Genomic DNA, 21871 nt, shown 5'->3' on the forward strand with positions numbered 1-21871 from the left:
TCTGTCAATTACCTCTTAAAAAACCATACCAAAAATCCACAGCATTTAGCTGTGGACTGATTTTTACTCATTAACTTGCAAGGCTGTTTTCAAATAGAATCGCAATGAATCTATTTGCCCTTTTGCTTCATACTGTTCATGTCCAATAATCAGAGTCTGGAGGTGAATGCCATCAAGCACATTAATCATAAATAAGGCAATCGTATCAACCGGCTGGAGCGGCTTAAATTCTCCGCGTTCCACACCGGTCTGAATCAAGCCAGAAAACATTTCATTCCAAAGGCCAAATCGTTTGCTAATATAGCTTTTTCTTTCTTGATCACGCCAACCCATCATAAAATATTCTATTTTCACGATACCGAGGTCTTCCTCTGCATGTTGAAGGGCCTTTTTATATTCCTCAAGATGATGTTCAATGGCCTCCCACACACTTTTGTGTTTGGCAGCAAGATTGCTGAAATACAGCTTTCCCCCTCTGTCATCCTCTTCAATAATGGCTCTGAAGATCTCATCTGTGCTGGAAAAATAATGATAGACTCCGCCGCGGCTCAAACCCGATGCTTCCACTATGTCTGACATTGTTGTAGAACTGAAGCCTTTTGCTATAAATACCTTTTCAGCTTTTTGAAGCAGTTCAAGCCGGCGTTTCTCCTTGTACGTTTCGCTCACCTTTGGCACTGACTTTCCCGCCTTCTAGTCTATTTTTGGCAAGCATTGTAATGGTTCCTACTGCAATGAGGAGTGTTCCTGAAAAAAGATAAGCAAACACAGCACCGAATCGTTCAGCGAGTATTCCTCCACCAACCATGCCAATCAATGCAGCCAAAGTTGTCATCCCATCAATTGTACCAAAAACCCGGCCTGTATACTCTACCGGCACAGCTTTTTGAACAGAGAGCTGAAAGGGAATGAAAATAGCACCTGCTGCAATTCCGCTCAGGAAAAATCCGATTGGAAACATGATCCATATCACAGTAATTGGCAGATGAATCGAAAGCGGCATTGTTACAATACATATTCCTAAAATTAGCGCCCCCATCCCAAGATAGGGCAATAGAGCTGGTATTTTCAATCTGGTCAGGAAGATGGAGAAAACGAGCATTCCTATTCCATTTGCCGCGATAGCAATACCAGAAAGAGAAACAGGGTTCACATTTTCAATTTCTCTTAAAAGAATCATAAGCTGAGTGTCAATAATTTGGATAACAAGCAAGGTAAGGCACAAGATCCATAAACCTGTAAAAACGAGTTTAGTTTTTTGTAAAACGAACAAACCTTCCTTCATTTGCTTCCAAAGCATAAAGCCAGTATCTCCTTCATGCTTTTCCATCAAAAATTTACTTTTCGGCACTTTGATTAACAGGAGAGCAGAAACAACGAACGTTAATGCATCTAAGTAAAATGCCCAATAAACTCCTGCTGTTGAAACCAGGATTCCACTAATCACTGGTCCAATGATTTTACTTCCATTTTCAATGATTCCGCTAATGGAAACGGCCTGCTGCATATGATCTCCGTCTACGATCTCCTTTATTTTCCCATTCTTTGCTGGATCAAACAGGGCTCCAAATCCGCTTTTCATCACCAGCAGAACAAGAAGATAAGGCAGCGATGGAGCAAAAACAAAGCCAACGACAACTGCCGCTCTTATAACATCTGAAAAAATCATGAGCTTTTTCCGATCATACCGATCGGCAAGAACACCGCAAAATGGACTAAGTACAATCATTGGTGCAAACATGGCCATTCCTGTCATCGCCATCTCAAATGAACCAGCTTCCCATTTTAATCCGACCAAAGCAAAAATGGCCAGCATATCAAGCCAATCCCCAAGGCTTGAAACAGCTTGTGACGAAATCAAGTAAAGATACGATTTGTTCTTTAGTAACCCTCTGGCATCTGCCATATTGTCCTCTCCCTATTCGAAATAAAACCGACACTTATGTCGTTATTATAAACGACATAAGTGTCGGTTTTCAATCCCTATTTCTAAATAGTGGAAAAAAGCGGCTTCGATATTTGAAGCCGCTTTGGAATCTGTATTAACTATTCACAACCTCTTTTTGAGACAGAGTCACTTTCTCGGTTACCTTCTCTCCCTGGCGGTAAAATTCAACTTCGATTTCATCGCCAATGCTTGTTTGTGAGTAGAGGAATTTCCGAAGTTCATTTGAATTCTTTATTTCAGTGCCGTTCATTGACACGATGACATCACCTTCCTGCATGCCAGCCTCAGAAGCTGGTGAAGATGGACTCACACCTTGGACGAACACTCCCTCTGTAACCTCATTTGGCAGCTGAAGTGTGTTTGTGCGGTATTGCTCCGGCACTTCGCTTAGGTCCAGCAATCCGACCCCTAAGAATGGGCGGTCTATTTTTCCTTTTTCTAATAGTTCATCGACGATGGGCTGCAGGTCGTTGCTTGGAATCGCAAATCCCAATCCTTCAACACCATCCTGGCTGATTTTCAGGCTGTTGATTCCAATGACCTGACCGTTCATATTCAGAAGCGGTCCTCCGCTATTACCCGGATTAATCGCAGCATCTGTCTGGATAACATTTAGCTCCCAATTTCCTTCAGAAGTCGAGATTGGAATCGTACGGTCTGTTCCGCTAATGATGCCTTCTGTTACTGTACGGGAGAAATCAAGACCTAGCGGGTTTCCGATTGCAACAACTCTTTCACCGGCACGGAGCTGGCCTGAATCACCAAAGTCAGCAACCGCTTTTGCATATTTGCTGTCGATTTTCAGGACAGCCATATCTGTTAAAGGATCGGCCCCAACAAGTTCAGCCTGAGACTTTTCTCCATCTGAGTAAGAGATTTCAATGCTGTTTGCACCTTCAATTACATGATTATTAGTAATGATATAAGCTGTATCTCCATCTTTTTTGAAAATAACACCTGACCCCGTTCCAGCCTCAGCATCCTGGGTTCCGCCGCCAAATCCTTGCTGTTGCTGCTGTTTATTTGATATCCCGACGATTGCCGGCGTTAGTTTTTCCACCATATCCGCAATATCGCTCGTTTGACTGATCGGCTGTGTATTCACTGGATTTGAATCGTTTTCTTCTGTCGTATTAGAATCAATGGAATATGAAGGTTCATTGCTGCCTGTCTCATCATCAAAGAAAGGCTGAACTCCAAGCACAAGCGCTCCGCCGACAACACCGCTGATGACCGATGACATAATTCCTTTCCATCTTGATGGCTTTTTTTGCGGCTGTGTTCTGACCATGATTTCACGAGAATCTTTATCCAATAATGTATCTTTCCGTTCTGTATCATCGTAATATCCCATTTTACTTCCTCCTAGTATTTTCTTTGTTAACCCTACTATAAATAATCTTTTTGGGAGAAAGATGAAAAGATTATGGGAAATTGTCAAATGATGACCATATCAGGAAAGACGTTGTATAATGACGTGTAAGAAGGAGTGTGAATCAGATTGTCTTATTCTATTTTTCTCGTAGAAGACGAACAGAATTTAAATGATTTATTAACAAAATACCTCGAAAAAGAAGGCTGGAATATAACCTCATTTACAAATGGGGAAAAAGCACGCCAGGCCATTCATGAAGCTCCCCATCTTTGGGTTCTCGATATTATGATTCCTGATGTTGACGGATATCAATTAATAAAAGAAATAAAAGCAGCTGCACCAGATACTCCTGTTATTTTTATTTCAGCAAGAGATACGGATATTGACCGGGTTTTAGGGCTGGAGCTTGGAAGTGATGACTACATTTCAAAGCCATTCCTTCCCAGAGAACTAGTCATCCGTGTACAAAAGCTTCTGACCCGTGTTTACGAATCAAGTACAGTAAAAACAAGTGTGCAGCTCCCTCCTTACACAATTGATGAAAAAGTGCGGGCCGTCTCCCTAAATGGGGAAAACTTAAATTTAACCTCAAAGGAATTTGATTTATTGCTCCTGTTTTTACACAATAAAGGCCAGGCCTTTTCACGCGAGCAAATGATTGAGCACATTTGGGGAAGCGATTACTTTGGAACAGACCGGGTAGTTGACGATCTCGTCAGGCGCCTGCGGAAAAAGATGCCTGATTTAAAAATCGAAACCATCTACGGATATGGATACAGGATGCTGACTGGAGAATGAAAAATAAATCACTGACGTTTCAAATATGGGTTGTCATTTCAGGAATTCTGCTCGTCATTTCTATATTGCTGATGATTATTTTCCCAACCACACTGCGGAATTTTTTCACAAATGAAATTTATACGACAATCGAAAATGAACAGCACATTTTAACTGAATATCAGCTTCAAGGCGATGGCGGTATGAATCCATTCAATAAAAAGCTATCTCCGGATCGTTCTGTTCAGCATCTTATTCTTCCTGAGAGTGCACCATTTATCAATAACCAGAAAAAATTGCCGACAAAGTTTCTTCAGGAAACCCAATTTTTAGCTTCGAAGCAGGAAGCTATCACAGAAGAATATTCAAGAGAGATAAATGATGAAAGGCTCTTTTTTGTCATAAAAAAAGTTTCATATAATGGTGAATCAGCCTTTCTCCTTTCATATGCGTGGGATTCCTACCGAAATGATCTCGTTTTGACTTTATTCAAACAGCTGGTGTTAGTGATGATCATCGTGTTTCTTTTCAGCTGGATTCCTTCGATTTGGCTTGCAAAGTATTTATCGCGGCCATTGGTGTCTCTTGAAAAAGATGTCAAGCGGATATCGAATGAGGATTGGCACGAACCTGTTATCCTTGATAGAAGCGATGAAATCGGAAAACTGGGAGAAACGATTGAACATATGAGGAAAAGACTTGTTCAAAAAGATGAAGCCCAACGGACCCTGCTGCAAAATATTTCTCATGACTTAAAAACTCCTGTCATGGTCATTCGCGGATATGCAAAATCCGTGAATGACGGCATTTATCCGAAAGGTGATTTAGCAAGTACGATGGACGTCATCGAAGAAGAATCAGAACGCCTTGAGAAAAAAATCAAGGATTTGCTTTATATCACGAAACTGGATTACTTATCATCAAGAAACTCAAATAAATCAGGATTTGAACTGAATGTTACGATTCATCATGTCATAGAACGGATGAAATGGTCACGCCAGGAGCTTGACTTTGAAATAGACCTTGAACGTGCTGTTATTTACGACGATGAAGAACTATGGGTAAAACTTCTCGAAAACCTGTATGAGAATCAGCTTAGATATGCTCATTCCATCATTGGCGTAAGGTTAAACAAAAAGGGAAATGATGTCCTGCTTAAAATTTGGAACGACGGACCGCCAATTGATGAAAATATCCTGCCGCATTTATTTGAACCATTCCATAAAGGCAGCGATGGCGAATTCGGCTTGGGATTGAACATTGTAAAACGAATTGCTGAACTTCATCATGGAACCGTTTGGGCTGTGAATGAGGGTGGAATGAGTACGTTTTATGTAAAAGTACCCGCAAGATAAGAAATATAGCTGTTTGTAAACAGAAAGGCCCGCTTGATGGGCTCTTTCCTTTGATTTATAGAGCAATAGGGCTATTTGAAAGTTTTATCAGTGTAAATCCAGAGTTTATCAGTGTAATTCAAGGCTTTATCAGTTTATAAGCGAAAACCAAAATATCAATTTGTAAAATCTGAATAATGGTACAATAATATCACAATCTTAAATTCACTCGGATTTTAACCTGTATCCGACACCTAATTCTGGATCCAAAGGTACTCTCTTCATAGTGATTCCTATTGTTGCAGCGAGTTTAACTGGAACGATGATCGGTGCGCCAACCGCCGGGAGAATTACACTCATCCTCATTGCTGGAATCATCTCAGTCCTGCTGTCTCCTTATTATTATGAATATATTGAGGAAGACAAGCCTTTATGGTAAATCTCCAATAGTTAGCTGTTTTTTCATAGGATACGAGAAGACTTATTAGAAACGTGTTGAAACATTCTCTCTTTGTTTATCAGCCTATGTTTCGGCGTACCCAGAACGTGGATAACCTTTTGCCTACTCTCCCCGAGGTCCAATCATATCAAGCGGATTCACATACTCATCAAACTCTTCTTCTGTCAGTAAATTGAGTTTTAGTGCCGCTTCCTTTAGAGTGTTCCCATCTTTATGGGCTTCCTTCGCAATTTTCGCTGCATTTGCATAGCCAATATGTGGATTTAAAGCTGTAACAAGCATAAGTGATTCATTCAAATATTTATCAATCACTTCCAAATTTGGTTTGATCCCGATCGCACAGTGGTCATTAAAGGAATGAATGGAATCTGCTAGCAATCTTACAGACTGCAGGAAATTGTACATAATGACAGGTTTAAATACATTCAGTTCGAAATTGCCCTGGCTCGCTGCAAATCCGATGGTCGCATCATTGCCCATCACTTGTGCAGCTACCATTGTGATCGCTTCACTTTGCGTCGGGTTTACTTTTCCAGGCATAATAGAACTACCTGGTTCATTTTCAGGAATGGTGATTTCACCGATCCCGCACCTTGGACCGCTTGCAAGCCATCTGACATCGTTTGCAATTTTCATTAAATCAGCAGCCAGCCCTTTTAATGCTCCATGTACAAAGACGATTTCATCATGGCTTGTCAGTGCGTGAAACTTATTTTCCGAAGTACGGAATTTTGTTGCTGTATACAGACTGATTTCCTCAGCAACGAGCCTTCCGAAATCAGGATGAGCGTTGATCCCTGTACCAACTGCTGTTCCGCCTATAGCAAGATCCCGCATTTTTTCGATCGACAGGAGGATCATATCCTTTGATTTTTGCAGCATATGGACCCAGCCGCTTATTTCCTGGCCCAACGTGAGCGGTGTTGCGTCCTGCAGGTGGGTTCGGCCGATTTTGACAACCTCTTCGTTTTCCTTCGCTTTGTTTGCTAGTGTTAAATACAGTTTATCAATCGCAGGAACGAGTGTATCTAATACCGCTATCACTCCTGATACATGCATCGCAGTCGGAAAGGTATCATTTGAGCTTTGCCCCATATTCACATCGTCGTTAGGATGAATGGCTTGATTGCTGCCTTCAAGGAAAACATTGCCCCTATTCGCTATCACTTCATTTACATTCATATTGCTTTGCGTTCCGCTTCCCGTTTGCCAAACAACTAGGGGAAAATGATCATTCAGCTTACCGCTGAGAATGTCATCACAAACCTTTACAATCGCTTTTTCTTTTTCCTCGCTCAGTTTTCCCAGTTGTTTATTGACTTTTGCTGCACTTCTTTTCAATATTGCAAATGCTTCAATCAGTTCCTGCGGCATTCTTTCAGCTCCAATTTTAAAGTTCTCTTTGCTCCGCTGGGTCTGTGCTCCCCAAAATTTATCTGCAGGAACTTTTATCTCGCCCATTGTATCCTTTTCAATTCGAAATTCCATTTAGTCCACCTCCGTATTTTTTTCCGTTACTCTTTTTATTCAAGAAAAGTTCATATAAACCTTTTTAAGACCCCTATCCTCTTCCAATTTTTTTGATAAAATATAGAAAAACGGCGGAGGTATGGCCATGCATCCTTATAAGCTCGTAATGTTTGATTTAGACGGAACACTGACAGATCCGGGATCAGGAATCATCCATTCCATTATGTACGCATTAAGAGCTTTGAATTGTGAAGTACCCCAGCCCGCTGATTTGAAACCATTTATTGGCCCTCCACTTCAAGAATCGTTCAAAACACAATTAAAATTTGACAAACAGAGGACCAGCGAAGCCATTCAATACTACCGAGAATATTTTACGCAGAAGGGTATGTATGAAAATGAGGTTTATCCTGGAATGATTGACCTGCTTGAAGCCTTGCAGCATGAAAAGATAATCCTCACTGTTGCTACATCGAAACCAACAATCTTTGCGGAAAAAATACTTTCCCATTTTAAAATGGATTCCTTTTTTGATAGAGTTGTCGGAAGCCATCTCGATGGCACAAGAACAGCTAAATCAGAAATTATCGCAGAGGTTTTAAAACATTATCCGAATATATCAAAACCCGAGATCGTCATGATTGGTGACCGTGTGCATGATTTAATCGGCGCTAAACAAAATGACATCTCATCGATTGGCGTTTTGTATGGATATGGGTCAAAAGAAGAAATCTGTTCAGCTGAACCGGATATCATTGCACTATCGGTGAGCGAACTAAAAAAGTCCTTGCTGCAACAAGAAAATACACAGCTTAATCAAACGTTTGTTTAACTATAAATGAGGTGAAATAATGGGAAATTTTTTCATTTTGATAGCAGCATTGCTGCTCTTGGTCTTTGTTTTAGATTCACTTGCAAAGCTGAAAGGTTCAAGTAAAAATACGAGTGAAAATATCCTCAAAATTTATTTAGGTATAATTATCAGCATCGTCGTTCTGGTCATTCCATTTAAATTGTGGCAACTAACAGGCAGTCACAACACGTTTGACGGAATGTTCGTTATGGCAGGTTCTGCTTGTGCCATGGTAGTATTTATTTTCAGCTTTTATTCCCGAAGAGTAAAAAACCATGTGAAGGATTAATGGGTGATTACGGTTCTAAAAGGAAAACCGGAACATGTCCATGGCATCATCCAAGTCTGCAGTGATGGGTATAGGAACACGTACCAACACTCACACAGCTCTAATTATATTGATAGAGTAATTGAAGAGTTTTACAATGAAAAGCGCATTTCTGATGAAGTTATCAAGCATAGCCGCTATTGGAATGGCTGGTTTGCTGCTATTGAACATAATCATGTGGTTGGTGCAGGCGGAGGCGGGATGGCTGATGATACGACAGCTGAACTTTATGTCCTTTACCTTGATCCAAAGAGACGCGGAGAAGGGATCGGAACCCTTCTTTTAAACGCCATAACAGAGGATCAAAAAAAATATGGCGCATCCAAACAGAGAGTCTCTGTAGCAAAAGGAAACGATTTAGGCATTCCATTCTACGAGGCTCGCGGCTTTACTTTTCAAGAAGAACTGGAAAGATTTGGAAATGTCAAAAATGAAACATATAAAAGCATACGCTACATAAGAAGCATTTAATGGACAGGGTGATAGACGCAACGTTTATCACCCGTTTTTTTATGTGTTCACAAACAAGTTTTTTTGAATGCCTGCCTCTGCATATCAAAGATGTCTGGAGCGTTAAAGCTGTTCATGAATCCTCAAATTTTGTACGATAAAGAGGAAGACTAAATGATCCTATTTAACTGCTGACACGTTTCCTTTTTAAACATGTAAAGGATGGGATGATTGAAAAAAAGAAGTGTGAAGATTATCATGTCAATCGTGCTGATTCCAATTCTTACATTTGTGCTGTTCAAGGGCGGAGAAGCTTTATTCACGAGATCAGCAGGCAGTACTGCCGTTCAAGCAAAGCCAACAGGACTAAGGTATTGTATGAATTCAGCTGCAATGCGTTTTGTACCTGGTGAAGACCTGGAGAAAGAAGGATATGAGGAGTTTATCAAATTATTTTAGAAATACATCCGTGGAAAACGGGGGCTTTCTCTGTGTCTGAAAAGGCACCATATCGCTCTATTGGGGACCTGCATTTCACTTTTCCCGGTTTCTAGGGCACCATTCGGAATGGGATTGTTGAGATATTGGTTGATGATCCTTGGAACCCTATGTCTCGCTGGGGTATTAAGTAAAAAACTTCAGCGGAAGCACTGAAGTTTTTTTATAATCCCTCAATTCGGTTAAATTCACGCAGCAGTCTTAATTTCTCAAGTGTGATCCAGCCCTTCCACTCTTCCTTTGCAAGGAGCCATGTGTCTTCGTATTGTCCCCATGACCAGTTTGGTTCAAAGCTGCCATCCTCCGTTTGCTGGTCAATGATGGCATCTATGTTTTGTTCTGTGCTTTCTGCAAATAACGGATAATATCTGGAGTTTGGAGAGTGGATAACGCCTGCAGGCTGCAGCCCATACCCGCCCCAGTTTTCCGGATTCTCGACAATGCATTTGTTTACAAATTCATCCAAATAAGGTGTCATTTCACGGAGAATATCTTGGGATGCTTTATCTGCTAGTCTTAGGTAGCACAGCAATTCATGAAATTCATATTCCTTTTGGTTTTGAAGATGGCTGATGGCGTAATCTGTAAGCCCCGATAATCGATTTGCAGGGATCAAACTCTTATACTCGTAAAAATAGCCGAGGATTTCAGCATTTGGATTTCCCCAATCTGATCCTCCCTGCTGGTAGTTCCACCAAGGTGCCCTTGGTGCTGATTCCACTTCAGGCGGCACTTTTTCCCAGCCTGGGATGTCCTTTTGGTATGTCTGAAGGAAATAGGCGATGACATCTTTAAGAATCGCGTCCCCCTCATCTGCTTTGACTCTTGATAAGTACTGCAAGCCAATTGTTGAAGCCATAGCCGATGATTCCTCGCATCTAAAATCTGGTTCAAGCCCATTTCCAAAGCCGCCATCACGATTTTGAAATACCTCTAATTCTGTTATGACATCTTCTTTTGCCCCATTCTCAAACTCAAAAAGATATAATGCCCGGTCAACCTTGCGTGCTTTTTCAAGCATAAATGTACGAGCTTTATGAAATTGTTCGTTTGTAAACAGCTTCATTATCCTGACCCCCATTATTTCTTCAGTGTAATTATAACCCTTGTCCCTTTGCCAATTTCGCTTTCCATCTTAAATTGTCCTTTATGATCTGTAATGATTTTATTGCTGATCGTAAGCCCAAGTCCAATGCCTTTTTCTTTTGTTGTAAAGAAAGGAGTTCCCAACTTTTTTAATCGGTGTTCATCGATTCCTGTTCCATTATCCTCAAAGGTAAGCTGATACGATACAAGCTCCTTTTCTTGCCCCTTTATTTTTAGGGTACCCCCATTTGGCATTGCTTCGATAGCATTTTTCATGACATTTATGAAAACTTGCTTCATTTGATTTTTTTCGCATTCTATATAAGAACCATCAGAATCAAATTGCAGATCAAAGTGAACGTTCTTTAATGCAGCTTCAGGATTTAACAGAATAACCGTATCTTTAAGGAGCTGCACGATATCAGCCGATTCTTTTAGATGAACCGCCTGCGGTCTGGCCAAAGCCATAAACTCATTGATAATCTGCTCGATCCTGCTTAACTCTTCTATGATGACATTCTGGTATTCTTGATCCTGCTGATCGCATTCTTTTTCGGTTAATAGCTTAAAAAAGCCCTTTATGGATGTGAGCGGATTCCGGATTTCATGCGCGACTCCCGCTGCCAGCTCTCCTAATACAGAGAGCTTTTCGTAATTGCGCATATACTCCTCAACTTTTCTTTTTTCTGTAATGTCTCTTGAAATAAATACTATGCTTTCCGGCTCCCCATGCTTGTTTAGGACCGCCATTCCCTTTCCCTCAAACAAAACAGCTTGTCCTGATTTACTTACCTTGTGATATGGGATTGTAAAAGGTTCTTTTGTTGTGAATAGCCGTTCTACAATTTCCTCAGCCATTTTTTTATCATCTTCATGAATATAAGTGAATACGTTTTGTCCTACCATACTCTCAGGATCGTATCCAAGAATTTTTTCGTAGGAGGGTGATGCATATTTATAGTTTCCTTCCAAATCGACAACGCAAATTAAATCGTTGCTGTGCTCTAAAATAATCCGATACTTGCTTTCGCTCTTTCTCAGCTTTTCTTCCGTTTGTTTTCTCTTTGTAATGTTGCGTGAAATCACGATAGCAAGCTTTAAGGATTCATTTTCAGCGACAGGAATCCCATGCGACTCAAGCCATACGTAAGAACCATCCTTGCATAAATACCGATATTCGACCGTTAATTGGCTATGATCCTTGAACATTTTATAAAATTGTCCTGAAATGAGTTCACGATCTTCCGGGTGCACAAACTGGAATGGACTGTCCCCTACAGTTTCTGAAAGATCATACCCTAACACTTCTTTATAGGAGGGTGAAACGTAGGTAAACAGTCCATTGTCGTCAAGCAGTCCGACTATATCCCGCATATTTCCAGTTATCAGCCGGAATTTTTTTATAGTATCTTCATGTTCCTTTTCTAATTTTTTCTTATTTGATGCATCTCTGATGATAACCTGTGTTGAAAGGCTGTCACCCCATACACTTGGCAAACTGGTCACTTCCACAACAATGGGCAGACCTTCATTTGTGTACCAAATTTGTTCCATTGAAGACGGCGTTACTCCATTATTCGTTTCCGTAATTCTCTGTTCAATTGTTTCTCTATATTGGGGATCGATCAGGTTCCAAATCGGCTTTCCTATCAGTTCACTTTTACAGGTGATCTTTAATAGTTTCATTGCAGCAGAATTTATGTACTTCCATTTCCGGCCTTCATGTATCAAAAATGCTGTAGGAGAGTGTTCAAGCTGGTTAAGATAGACCTGTCTAAAATCCTCAAGTTTTTCCTGAGAAAGGACTTTCTCTTCATGATTCTGGTCCAGATTCTTCATTATGTGTCCATCCTCCTCCAAATACAGTCACACCTTTAATATATCAAATTTTCAAAATATAAGGTACTGCCCGAAGTCCCTAGTAACCTAAAATAGGAATGGCCCGTATTGTATGATTGAACTGAGCTGATTGCCATTTAATTAATAATACCATGATGGATTATTTCCACACTTACCTTTGGTTCAATCAGGCCATTTTGATAATCTTCGTCCCATTTTACCTTTTTCCAGATAGCTGGATGGTAGGCAATAAGCTCTCTGTCAATACCAAAAAAGTCGCATTTGGCTGCTTGAAGCTTAGCTGCTGTTTCCTCTGATTGCAAACCCCAATATTATCAGGAGAATTCTAAATTGTGAAAAATATCACTTGCAGCCTTTTCTTTTAGCTGTTATATTTGCTAACAAATGAATATTTTTTCATTCTGCTAGGGGAGTCCATGATGCTGGACTGAGAGAAGAACATGATTCTTTGACCCTTTGAACCTGATCTGGGTCATACCAGCGTAGGGAAGCAGTGTGGCGTAGGCCAATCTTTTTGGTTTTTACACATACTGTCCCAAGGGTTCTGTTCATGCAGAACCCTTTTTCTATTCTTTTCGCAGGTTTTGATCGAAACCCTACTAACTATTTACAAGGAGGAGTTAAGATTGAATTTCGCATTTAAAACACAGTTTGATGGCAGCAGAAAAGCGTACAAAATCGGATCAAGAGAGGACATTCGCGTTCCGTTTCGGGAAATTAGTTTGTCACAGGATAATGAACCAGTACTTGTGTATGATACGAGTGGACCTTATACAGATTCAAAAGCAATCATTGATATTAATAAAGGTCTGCCAGAAATCAGAAGAAAATGGATCCTCGAACGCGAAGATGCCGAGGAATACATTGGACGAACAATTAAACCTGAGGACAATGGCTATCAGGTGAACCAAACGGATAAAGGGAATGTATTTTCCGCTGATAGAAAAGCACTAAAAGCCCGCAAAGGCAGAAACGTCACTCAGCTTCACTATGCACGAAAAGGAATCATTACACCCGAAATGGAGTTTATCGCGATTCGTGAAAATATGGATCCTGAGTTCATTCGAAGTGAAGTCGCGGGCGGCAGGGCCATCATTCCTGCAAATATCAATCATACAGAAAGCGAACCAATGATCATCGGCAAAAACTTTCATGTCAAAATCAATGCCAATATTGGAAATTCAGCCGTGACTTCTTCTATCCAAGAAGAGGTGGAAAAAATGACGTGGGCGATCAAATGGGGCGCAGATAACATCATGGATTTATCAACAGGCAAGGACATTCACACAACCCGTGAATGGATTATCCGGAATTCCCCTGTCCCTGTTGGCACAGTTCCTATTTACCAGGCGCTTGAAAAAGTGAAGGGAGTTGCAGAAGATCTAACATGGGAAGTTTATCGAGATACTTTAATCGAACAAGCAGAACAAGGAGTCGATTACTTTACGATTCACGCCGGGGTCTTGTTGCGCTATATTCCGCTCACGATTAAGAGAACAACAGGAATCGTATCAAGAGGCGGTTCGATTCTTGCTGGATGGTGTTTAGCCCACCATGAAGAAAACTTCCTTTACACTCACTTCGAGGAAATTTGTGAAATATTAAAGCAATATGACATTTCTATTTCTTTAGGTGATGGCCTTCGCCCCGGATCGATTGCAGATGCAAATGATGAAGCACAATTTGCTGAGCTTGAAACACTTGGAGAGCTGACGAAAATCGCATGGAAGCATGATGTTCAAGTGATGATTGAAGGTCCTGGACATGTTCCAATGCACATGATCCGTGAAAATGTAGAGAAGCAGCAGGAAATTTGCCAGGAAGCACCTTTTTATACTCTTGGACCCTTAACAACTGATATCGCACCAGGCTACGATCATATCACCTCAGCGATCGGAGCAGCGATGATAGGCTGGTTCGGCACAGCCATGCTTTGCTATGTCACACCGAAGGAACATCTCGGACTGCCAAACAAAGAAGATGTCCGTGAAGGAGTCATCGCCTATAAAATTGCGGCCCATGCAGCCGATCTCGCCAAAGGCCATCCAAATGCACAGTATAGAGACGACGCTTTGTCCAAAGCAAGGTTCGAATTCCGCTGGGAAGATCAATTCAATCTTTCCCTTGATCCTGAACGTGCGAAAGAATATCACGACGAAACCCTGCCTGCTGAAGGAGCAAAAACCGCTCATTTCTGCTCAATGTGCGGTCCTAAATTCTGCTCGATGAGAATTTCACATGACTTAAGAAACACAGTCCGTGATCAAGAAATTGAAGACGGACTAAGGCAAAAATCAAAGGAATTTGTGGATAGCGGATCAGCTATTTATCAATAAAATAAATGCTCTTTCAACTGGTTTTACAAATACATCCTATGAGTTAAAGCACTGAAAAATGTTTTCGGCGAAACAACTAGGTTTTAGCATTTTTTTCATCGGTACATTTGGCTATTCAGGCTTTTATTCTGAATTCGGGTTTAATCAGCCAGTTTCATAACTCATTTTCCGTTCGAAACCTGATTTACTTTCCAGAGAGGGAAATTACTTGCCGAAATGCCATTATTACTTGCCAAGATTTGAACATTACTTTCCGATTTGAGAGAAATACTTTCTTTTTTCCATCTGCCTCCTAATTATTGCCGAATACCTTTCAATGCTGATGAAGAAAAAAACAGCGGAATCCACGCATTCCGCTGTTTTCATATGTTACTGCATTGCCTGCAATCCAGCCTGATTCAAAAAGTTCCACGGTTTGTTGTAATGAGGCTGGAAGAAGAAGTCGACAAAACCCAGTTCCTCAATTGTCATTCCATTTTGGATACAGACAGATAATGTATTGATAGACTGTGTCAGATCTGCTTTTGACATCACTTGCGCTCCGACTATTCTTCCTGTGTCTTCTTCATACACAACCTTTAATGTAACTTGTTCATAAGTTGGCATAAATTCTGGACGATCATTTTCTAAGATTGTGATACTTTTCACATTCATATCCAAAAAAGAAGCAGCCGTTTCTGTCATTCCTGTTGAAGCAATATTATTGTCATAAATTTTGATGCCTGATGTTCCTTGCGTACCCATATATTTTATCGATTTCTGAACTAAATTCTTAGCAGCAAGTGTACCCATGCGAACGGCATTTGTAGCTAAAGGAATATAAGCATGCTTACCGGTTGGATTGTATAGGATGGCACAGCTGTCGCCTGCTGCAAATATATCCTTGTTGCTTGTTTGCATATACTCATTAACAATGATGGCCCCGTTATCAAGCATATCAACCTGACCTTTAAGCAGCTCTGTATTTGGTTTAAATCCGATGCATAGAACAACAAGATCTGTTTCGTAATCGCCTTTCGTTGTCACTACTTTTGTAACATTGCCATTTTCACCCTCAAATTTGCTGACGGTTTCGCCTAAAGCAAGTGTGACGCCGCGGTTTTTAAAATCATTTTCAATGACCTCGGTATATTCTGGATCTAAATATTTGCTTAGGATCCGGTCTGCGCTATCAATTAAAGTCACGTCTTTTCCGTATGATTCAAATGCTTCTACCAGCTCGATTCCGATATACCCCGCTCCTACGACTGTAATTTTCTGAGCATCTTTCGCTTTTTCAATGATATTATTTGCATGATTATAGTTTTTAGAAAGAACAATATTATTTAATTTAATCCCTTCGAGCGGCGGGACAATTGGCCAGGAACCCGTTGTCATGACCAGTTTGTCATAGGTATCCTCAATTATTTCATCTGTTGCAAGATTCTTTGCAGTCAGCGTTTTGGCTTCCGCGTCAATAGAGGTTACGGCATGCTTCATTTTCATCGTGACTCCCATGTTCTCAAGTTCTTGAGGTGAGGAGTAAAATAAACCATGTGCGTCCTGAACAACTCCCCCTACATATAAAGCGATGCCGCAAGATAAGAATGAAACATTATCATTTTTTTCATAAACAGTAATTTCAGCTTCCGGATAAAGCTTCGTCATATTAGATACTGCTGCTGTTCCAGCATGTGTACAGCCAATAACCGCGATTTTCATAAATGTAGTTCCTCCTTGAAAATATGTTTGTGAATGTTTTCACATAATATTGTGAAGTTCTTCACATGTTTCCTGTATCCATATTATATTCCCTTAATTAAAAATACGCAAGAGATATTGTGAAGTTTTTCACATTTCTTTTTTCCTTTATATACCTATTCATCACTCTTTAGTCATGGTAAAATTTTTATAATAATCAGAAAAGTGAACGTGAGGATTCCTTATGAATTTAGCAAAAGAAATCGGTATTCATATCCTGCTCTTTCTATTTATTGTGACCTGCCTTATTCTTGTCGTTCTTTTTCCAAGGGATGTTGAAGTAACGGCAGAAGGCACAGCTCAAACTGTTATCTATGATTATCAGTTTTCTTGGTCGGCCTATGAAGAGAATGTTACATCATTTTTCAGCAGTCTTTATCATGATAAAAACTTTGGTCTAACAAAGTTTGAGCGTCCAGTCGAAGAAGAAGCGGCGCTGTATTTTTCAAGAAGCATCAAGATCATTGTGACTGCTCTATTCTTGAGTTTGTTCTTCGGTATTTTAAAAGGAATTTATGATGCGGCTCGTCCAAATCGGCTCGGAATGATTTTTGGAAAAGGATTCACTTGGGTGCTGCAGTCGATTCCCGATTTCTTTCTCTTTCTATGTGCTCAGTGGGTTCTCATTATTTATTTTAGGGATTTTGCTGATATTTTTGGCCACGATGATTGGTACAGCTTTCTATATCCAGCTTTACTTGTTTCTATTTATCCTGCACTTTACATAAGCCGAATTACTGCTGCCGCTTTCCAAGAACAAGAAGATAAGCAATATATTACGGTTGCACATTCTAAAGGATTGCCGCAATACGTTATAACGTTTAAACATATTCTAAAAAACAGCGTGGTTCCAATTTTGAATCATACAGGGTCAATGATGATCTATATTCTATCTAATCTATTAATTGTAGAATACTTGCTCGATTACAAAGGAGCTGCTTTTCGCTTGTTTCAGGCATTTGATGTGACACCCGTTTTAAGCGTTGGTCTTCACACTGCCATCGAGACAAATGTGATTATCGTCTTTGGAACATGTTTCATGCTGATTGTCTTAGTTGTTCAGATTATGAGCAACCTGATAAAGAAATGGGTAGATCCGAGGGAGGGAGGAGTATGACAAATAAACCGCTGATGATAGGCAGCATTATGCTTGCTGCTATTCTATTATTCTCTTTGATTGGCCCTCTCATTCCCAGTGTACAAGAAGGGATTAAAGAACAAAGAATGGTGTTTGTTGACAGTACAACCTACGAACGGGCACCTTTTCCTCCTTCTCTGACATATCCATTTGGATCTGATCAAGATGGAAAGGATATTCTCAGTCTCATCATTATAGGAGCAAAAGATACGCTGCTTCTCATCTTTTCCATTACTGCCATTCGTTATCTTGCAGCCATCCTGCTCACTTTTTTAGGACTAAATAAAAAAAGTCCGTTCCGTTTGCTGATCTATGGCTTGAACGGTTTTGCAGCAAGTCTGCCGATTATTTTCGCTGCTATTTTGTTTATCACAATGCCTATGTTTACTTTTAGCCCTAATCGGATTATCTGGGTCATCATCTTCCTTTCTCTGACAGATGTTGGCCGGGTTGCCTATATTATTCAGCAAACAATGAGCAGCATTTCACACTCCCAATTTGTTGAAGCAGGAGTGACCGTCGGGAACACATCTATTGGAATGTTTACACGCTATTACTTACCTAATTTGCTTCCCGAAATCATGGTACAATTTTTTATGGACCTGGGAAAAGTTGCACTTTTATTAGGACAGCTCGGTATCTTTTCCATTTTTGTCTCTCAGGTTTTTGTTCAGACCGGCTATGGATTTGGTGAACTTCAAAACACGAGCATGAATTGGTCTACCCTTCTTGGAATGGCTAGATCTGATATCTTAAAAGGGTTTTGGATCCCGTTTTTTCCGGCACTTGCACTGACATTAGTCATTTTCACCTTTAATTTTATCGGTGAAGGACTGAGACAGCATTACAACCGAGGCTAACCGCAGTCAAAAAGGAGACCTTATGAAAACCATCACAACCGAAGAAGAACTAAGAGCAGAAATTGGACATCCCGGAAAACTGGCAGAACATAAAGTCATTGCGCATATTGATCAGCATTGCCGGGAATTTATTGCGAAGTCACCCTTTCTGATCATGTCTACATCAAATAATAAGGGAATGTGTGATTCTTCGCCGCGAGGAGATTCGCCAGGATTTGTTTATGTTCTGGATGAAAAGCATGTAGTCATTCCAGAACGCCCGGGGAACAGAAGAGCTGATTCCATTCTTAATATTTTTGAAAACCCGCATGCCGGATTGCTTTTTCTCATTCCAGGACTTGAGGAAACACTTAGAATAAACGGAAAGGCTTCTATCACTTCGGATTCAAATCTTTTAAACTTATTTGAAGTACAGGGTAAACTGCCAAAAGTGGCAATAGTAATCGAGGTTGAAGAATGCTTTATTCATTGTGCGAAGGCTTTGAAAAGATCAAGCATGTGGCAGCCCGCAACTTGGGAAGACAAAGAAAACCTCCCATCACCGGCAAAAATGATGGCCTCGCATGCAAAGCTTCCGGAATATACAGAGAAGGCAGTGAACGAGTCTTTGGCTGAGAGTTATACAAAGAGGATGTATTAAACAGAATGCCAGACTGCCGCTGCAATGAAAACAGAGGCACTCTGGCACCTAGATTTGGTCTTTATCAAACCATCCCTTCCGTTTAAACCAAAGAAACATCATCAAACTTAAAAAGCCCATTCCGCCCAATACATAAAAATAACCGAACTCCCACCTTAGTTCAGGCATATTGTCAAAATTCATTCCATATACACCCGCTATAAATGTCAGGGGCATAAAAATGGTGGTAATCACAGTCAGGGTCATCATGACATTATTCGCACGGTATGAATTGACTGAAATATAATTTTCTCTTATTTCGGCCGTAAAATCCATATTGGCAGATATCAGTTCTGACAGCTTTAATAGATGGTCATAAACATCCATGAAATACGTTCTTTCGCTCTTTGGGATATTTACTCTTTCGGAATTCAATAAGCGGTAGAGCAAATCCCGCATCGGATAAATGGTCCGCTTTAATTTCAGCAGACCTGACCGCGTTTCAAATACCTGCTTCATAATTTGTTTAATCCGGAACTCTCCGCTCTCAAGCGAATTCAGCGTTTCTTCCATTTCTGTAATACAAGGAAAATAGAAATCTACCAGTTTATCCAGAAGCTCATAAAATACAAAATTGGGTGTCAAAGATTTCATATATTTTGTTTGCTTCATTTTTTCATAAAGAAGGTCTGTTTCTTCCGATTTATTCAAATGAAAGGTCACTATATATTTCTCAGACAGGAAAACATCCAATTCTTCCGGCTCCATCGTCTCTTTGTTAATAGAATGAAGAACAAAAAAATGATACCCTTCATAATAATCCAGTTTAGGACGCTGCAAAAAGTGAAAACAGTCTTCTATTGCAAGATGATGAAAGTTGAAAAGATCCTTTAACACTCGCCCTTCCTCATCTTTTTCAGGATAAATATCGAGCCAGACCATTTTATATGAATCAAGTGAAAAATTCTTTAAATCAATCGTATGAACAAGTGTCCCATTATGGTCAACTGCTAACGCTTTTATCAAGGTCTTTACACCTCCCCGTTCTTAAATCGATACATCTCTCTTTGTAAAAGCAAACCACGACGCTGCAAGGAATAAACATAGATAAATACATAAAACGAAGGTTGAATAGACCATCGTTGTTCCTTCAAATAAAGGCCTATTTCCTTCAAGATGCTGACTAAGATTTGTATGGGCAAATAATATATATTTACCCCACTCCAAATTATAGTGAGCAAGCAGCTGCACGAATGTTTTACCCGAGAATGTAATAAAAATAGATAGGCCAATCGCAAGAGAGCTATTTCTGAATACAGATGAGATCATAAAAGCGAATGTTGACATCATAATGATCTCAATAAGTACAGTCAGATAGTTCAACCCGATGCTTTTTATGAAAGCTGTATCATTTGCTGCCCCGGCTGTTCCAAATAAAAGAAGGCCAAGTAAAATAGCAGCTGCAAAAAAGAAAATCAGAAAGTAAATTCCAAATAATAAGGCTGTTATGTATTTAGCTAAGAGCACTTTTGTCCGAACGGCAGGCCGAATAAGCAGAAATTTTATCGTTCCCCAATTAAACTCATTTGCTACAATAGAACCGGCAATGACGAGAGCGAAAAATGGCAGGATAAATAAAAAACCAGTACTGAAGGATAGATAACCGAGCACGTTTTCTCCCACACCTGCACCAGACATCATTCTTTTTGTAACGACCCCCATTAAAATACTAATAACAGCTACTGCAATAAATAGAATCATACTGCTTTTCTGTAAAATCAATTTCATATGTTCATTCTTAATTAACTTCATCATGCACTATATCCTCCGTAAGCTCCATAAAGGAATCTTCCAATGATTTGTACACAGGCAAAATGGAATAGATTTCCATCTTTTCCTGGACGAGAATGTGATTGATTTTTGGAATATCTTCTTTCTTTGCCTTTAGAGTGATGCCGTTTTTATGTATGACTGCATTAAATTCTGGCATCAAAATGTGCAGAGCACGTTCAGATTCCGTTACTTCAAAGCGGACCTCAATTATTTCCTCATTCTGTTTTTTTATTTCCTTTACAGCAAGAATTCGTCCATCTCGAATGACCGCAGCCCTTGAGCACAAGTCTTCTACTTCTTTTAGAAGATGTGAAGCGATCATTACGGAGACCTTTTCTTTTTCACAAAGATCCTTTAAATACGTTCTAAGCTCCCGGATGCCTGCAGGGTCAAGCCCATTTGTGGGTTCATCAAGTATCAGCAGTTTTGGCTTATGTAAGACAGCCTGTGCAATTCCAAGCCGCTGTCTCATTCCCAGTGAATATGTTTCAACCTTATCATAAATAGCATCTTTCAGATTCACAAGATCAATGACTTCGTCTATTCTCTCATTAGTCACACCATCATGCATGTTTGCGTAGTGGGTAAGATTTTGGTAACCGGTCATAAACGGATAAAACTCTGGATTCTCAACAATTGCACCTATATTTGAAATGGCTTTTTCAAAATGTGTGTCTATGGAAAGCTGATTGATGACAATTTCACCTGAATCAATATGAACAAGTCCCAGTATAGATCTAATCAAGGTCGTCTTCCCTGACCCATTTGGTCCCAGAAGCCCATAGATCTCACCTTCATAAATGTCTAATGAAATTTGATGAAGCAGCTGTTTTTTGCCTATAGATTTAGTTAGATTTTTCACGCTAAGAATGACCTTATTCATGGAACATTCCTCCTCATATCAAC

21 protein-coding genes, 1 pseudogene and 1 riboswitch are annotated in these 21871 nt (G+C 40.1%); of the genes and pseudogenes, 11 read left to right on the forward strand and 11 right to left on the reverse strand.

Annotated elements, in window-relative coordinates:
* Positions 1-63: 63 nt before the first annotated feature.
* The 3 genes from CYJ36_RS14580 to CYJ36_RS14590 form a co-directional block, all read right to left on the reverse strand.
* Complete coding sequence (locus CYJ36_RS14580; protein WP_101567992.1) at positions 64-678, reverse strand: TetR family transcriptional regulator; 615 nt, start codon at positions 676-678, stop codon at positions 64-66.
* The gene (locus CYJ36_RS14585) at positions 635-1906 is read right to left on the reverse strand and encodes an MFS transporter (RefSeq protein ID WP_101567993.1); all 1272 of its coding nucleotides are present in this window, start codon (positions 1904-1906) and stop codon (positions 635-637) included. The genes CYJ36_RS14580 and CYJ36_RS14585 overlap by 44 nt, the downstream gene beginning before the upstream one ends.
* A 136-nt stretch (positions 1907-2042) precedes the next feature.
* Complete coding sequence (locus tag CYJ36_RS14590; protein ID WP_257962489.1) at positions 2043-3302, reverse strand: S1C family serine protease; 1260 nt, start codon at positions 3300-3302, stop codon at positions 2043-2045.
* Between the two features lie 147 nt (positions 3303-3449).
* On the opposite strand from CYJ36_RS14590, the gene CYJ36_RS14595 reads away from it, so the two are divergent.
* The 3 genes from CYJ36_RS14595 to CYJ36_RS23720 all read left to right on the forward strand — a co-directional run bounded on the left by CYJ36_RS14595 (position 3450) and on the right by CYJ36_RS23720 (position 5873).
* Positions 3450-4121 carry a response regulator transcription factor gene (locus tag CYJ36_RS14595; protein WP_101567994.1) on the forward strand — a complete coding sequence of 224 codons (672 nt, stop codon included), beginning with the start codon at positions 3450-3452 and terminating at the stop codon, positions 4119-4121.
* A complete protein-coding gene (locus CYJ36_RS14600; protein WP_101567995.1) occupies positions 4118-5455 on the forward strand; it encodes a sensor histidine kinase in 1338 nt (445 codons plus the stop codon). Before CYJ36_RS14595 ends, CYJ36_RS14600 begins: the two co-directional genes overlap by 4 nt.
* Before the next feature lie 265 nt (positions 5456-5720).
* Positions 5721-5873, forward strand: coding sequence for a hypothetical protein (locus CYJ36_RS23720; RefSeq protein WP_180850335.1), 153 nt, complete (start codon positions 5721-5723; stop codon positions 5871-5873).
* A gap of 123 nt (positions 5874-5996) precedes the next feature.
* Here CYJ36_RS23720 and fumC read toward each other — a convergent pair whose 3' ends face one another.
* The gene (fumC, locus tag CYJ36_RS14605; protein WP_101567996.1) at positions 5997-7382 is read right to left on the reverse strand and encodes a class II fumarate hydratase; all 1386 of its coding nucleotides are present in this window, start codon (positions 7380-7382) and stop codon (positions 5997-5999) included.
* 127 nt (positions 7383-7509) lie between these two features.
* Here fumC and CYJ36_RS14610 point away from each other — a divergent pair, with 127 nt between their 5' ends.
* The 4 genes and pseudogenes from CYJ36_RS14610 to CYJ36_RS14625 all read left to right on the forward strand — a co-directional run.
* Positions 7510-8196 carry an HAD hydrolase-like protein gene (locus tag CYJ36_RS14610; protein WP_101567997.1) on the forward strand — a complete coding sequence of 229 codons (687 nt, stop codon included), beginning with the start codon at positions 7510-7512 and terminating at the stop codon, positions 8194-8196.
* Positions 8197-8215: 19 nt separating this feature from the next.
* Complete coding sequence (locus tag CYJ36_RS14615; RefSeq protein WP_101567998.1) at positions 8216-8506, forward strand: hypothetical protein; 291 nt, start codon at positions 8216-8218, stop codon at positions 8504-8506.
* A 3-nt stretch (positions 8507-8509) separates the two neighbouring features.
* Positions 8510-9016, forward strand: a complete 507-nt coding sequence (locus tag CYJ36_RS14620; protein WP_101567999.1) for a GNAT family N-acetyltransferase — start codon at positions 8510-8512, stop codon at positions 9014-9016.
* Positions 9017-9352: 336 nt separating this feature from the next.
* Positions 9353-9454, forward strand: a pseudogene (locus CYJ36_RS14625) (methionine sulfoxide reductase); the annotation flags it as partial.
* A 202-nt stretch (positions 9455-9656) separates the two neighbouring features.
* Here CYJ36_RS14625 and CYJ36_RS14630 read toward each other — a convergent pair.
* From CYJ36_RS14630 to CYJ36_RS14640, 3 genes are all read right to left on the reverse strand, one after another.
* Positions 9657-10559, reverse strand: a complete 903-nt coding sequence (locus tag CYJ36_RS14630; RefSeq protein WP_101568000.1) for a hypothetical protein — start codon at positions 10557-10559, stop codon at positions 9657-9659.
* A gap of 14 nt (positions 10560-10573) precedes the next feature.
* Positions 10574-12418 carry a PAS domain S-box protein gene (locus tag CYJ36_RS14635; protein WP_101568001.1) on the reverse strand — a complete coding sequence of 615 codons (1845 nt, stop codon included), beginning with the start codon at positions 12416-12418 and terminating at the stop codon, positions 10574-10576.
* Positions 12419-12555: 137 nt separating this feature from the next.
* Complete coding sequence (locus CYJ36_RS14640; RefSeq protein WP_101568002.1) at positions 12556-12741, reverse strand: Ger(x)C family spore germination C-terminal domain-containing protein; 186 nt, start codon at positions 12739-12741, stop codon at positions 12556-12558.
* Between the two features lie 94 nt (positions 12742-12835).
* A riboswitch (TPP riboswitch) is annotated at positions 12836-12945 on the forward strand.
* A gap of 99 nt (positions 12946-13044) precedes the next feature.
* Between CYJ36_RS14640 and thiC the strand changes: the two genes are divergently transcribed.
* Positions 13045-14775, forward strand: coding sequence for a phosphomethylpyrimidine synthase ThiC (gene thiC / locus CYJ36_RS14645; protein ID WP_101568146.1), 1731 nt, complete (start codon positions 13045-13047; stop codon positions 14773-14775).
* A gap of 369 nt (positions 14776-15144) precedes the next feature.
* Here the strand turns inward: thiC and CYJ36_RS14650 are convergent, their stop codons facing one another.
* Positions 15145-16476 carry an FAD-dependent oxidoreductase gene (locus CYJ36_RS14650; protein ID WP_101568003.1) on the reverse strand — a complete coding sequence of 444 codons (1332 nt, stop codon included), beginning with the start codon at positions 16474-16476 and terminating at the stop codon, positions 15145-15147.
* Between the two features lie 223 nt (positions 16477-16699).
* On the opposite strand from CYJ36_RS14650, the gene CYJ36_RS14655 reads away from it, so the two are divergent.
* Genes CYJ36_RS14655 through CYJ36_RS14665 form a run of 3 tightly spaced genes read left to right on the forward strand, consistent with a single transcriptional unit; the run spans position 16700 to position 19153 of the window.
* A complete protein-coding gene (locus CYJ36_RS14655; protein WP_101568004.1) occupies positions 16700-17632 on the forward strand; it encodes an ABC transporter permease subunit in 933 nt (310 codons plus the stop codon).
* Complete coding sequence (locus tag CYJ36_RS14660) at positions 17629-18513, forward strand: ABC transporter permease (RefSeq protein ID WP_180850337.1); 885 nt, start codon at positions 17629-17631, stop codon at positions 18511-18513. The genes CYJ36_RS14655 and CYJ36_RS14660 overlap by 4 nt, the downstream gene beginning before the upstream one ends.
* 22 nt (positions 18514-18535) lie before the next feature.
* Positions 18536-19153 carry a pyridoxamine 5'-phosphate oxidase family protein gene (locus CYJ36_RS14665; RefSeq protein WP_101568006.1) on the forward strand — a complete coding sequence of 206 codons (618 nt, stop codon included), beginning with the start codon at positions 18536-18538 and terminating at the stop codon, positions 19151-19153.
* 48 nt (positions 19154-19201) lie between these two features.
* On the opposite strand, the gene corA is transcribed toward CYJ36_RS14665, so the two are convergent.
* Genes corA through CYJ36_RS14680 form a run of 3 tightly spaced genes read right to left on the reverse strand, consistent with a single transcriptional unit; the run spans position 19202 to position 21848 of the window.
* Positions 19202-20158, reverse strand: a complete 957-nt coding sequence (corA, locus tag CYJ36_RS14670; protein WP_101568007.1) for a magnesium/cobalt transporter CorA — start codon at positions 20156-20158, stop codon at positions 19202-19204.
* A gap of 21 nt (positions 20159-20179) precedes the next feature.
* Positions 20180-20947, reverse strand: coding sequence for an ABC transporter permease (locus tag CYJ36_RS14675; RefSeq protein WP_101568008.1), 768 nt, complete (start codon positions 20945-20947; stop codon positions 20180-20182).
* Positions 20931-21848 (reverse strand): ABC transporter ATP-binding protein, encoded by a 918-nt coding sequence (locus CYJ36_RS14680; protein WP_101568009.1) that lies wholly within the window; start codon positions 21846-21848, stop codon positions 20931-20933. Before CYJ36_RS14680 ends, CYJ36_RS14675 begins: the two co-directional genes overlap by 17 nt.
* Between the last annotated feature and the right edge of the window lie 23 nt (positions 21849-21871).

Source organism: Bacillus sp. UMB0893 (assembly GCF_002858905.1).
Classification (GTDB): domain Bacteria; phylum Bacillota; class Bacilli; order Bacillales; family Bacillaceae; genus Bacillus_P.

Excerpts from the sequence above, each read along its gene's own strand:
- CYJ36_RS14585 (WP_101567993.1), bottom strand. The coding sequence starts at position 1,906 with ATGGCAGATGCCAGAGGGTTACTAAAGAACAAATCGTATCTTTACTTG.
- CYJ36_RS14590 (WP_257962489.1), bottom strand. The coding sequence starts at position 3,302 with ATGGGATATTACGATGATACAGAACGGAAAGATACATTATTGGATAAA.
- CYJ36_RS14600 (WP_101567995.1), top strand. The coding sequence starts at position 4,118 with ATGAAAAATAAATCACTGACGTTTCAAATATGGGTTGTCATTTCAGGA.
- fumC (WP_101567996.1), bottom strand. The coding sequence starts at position 7,382 with ATGGAATTTCGAATTGAAAAGGATACAATGGGCGAGATAAAAGTTCCT.
- CYJ36_RS14610 (WP_101567997.1), top strand. The coding sequence starts at position 7,510 with ATGCATCCTTATAAGCTCGTAATGTTTGATTTAGACGGAACACTGACA.
- CYJ36_RS14615 (WP_101567998.1), top strand. The coding sequence starts at position 8,216 with ATGGGAAATTTTTTCATTTTGATAGCAGCATTGCTGCTCTTGGTCTTT.
- CYJ36_RS14630 (WP_101568000.1), bottom strand. The coding sequence starts at position 10,559 with ATGAAGCTGTTTACAAACGAACAATTTCATAAAGCTCGTACATTTATG.
- CYJ36_RS14635 (WP_101568001.1), bottom strand. The coding sequence starts at position 12,418 with ATGAAGAATCTGGACCAGAATCATGAAGAGAAAGTCCTTTCTCAGGAA.
- CYJ36_RS14650 (WP_101568003.1), bottom strand. The coding sequence starts at position 16,476 with ATGAAAATCGCGGTTATTGGCTGTACACATGCTGGAACAGCAGCAGTA.
- CYJ36_RS14655 (WP_101568004.1), top strand. The coding sequence starts at position 16,700 with ATGAATTTAGCAAAAGAAATCGGTATTCATATCCTGCTCTTTCTATTT.
- CYJ36_RS14660 (WP_180850337.1), top strand. The coding sequence starts at position 17,629 with ATGACAAATAAACCGCTGATGATAGGCAGCATTATGCTTGCTGCTATT.
- CYJ36_RS14665 (WP_101568006.1), top strand. The coding sequence starts at position 18,536 with ATGAAAACCATCACAACCGAAGAAGAACTAAGAGCAGAAATTGGACAT.
- CYJ36_RS14675 (WP_101568008.1), bottom strand. The coding sequence starts at position 20,947 with ATGATGAAGTTAATTAAGAATGAACATATGAAATTGATTTTACAGAAA.
- CYJ36_RS14680 (WP_101568009.1), bottom strand. The coding sequence starts at position 21,848 with ATGAATAAGGTCATTCTTAGCGTGAAAAATCTAACTAAATCTATAGGC.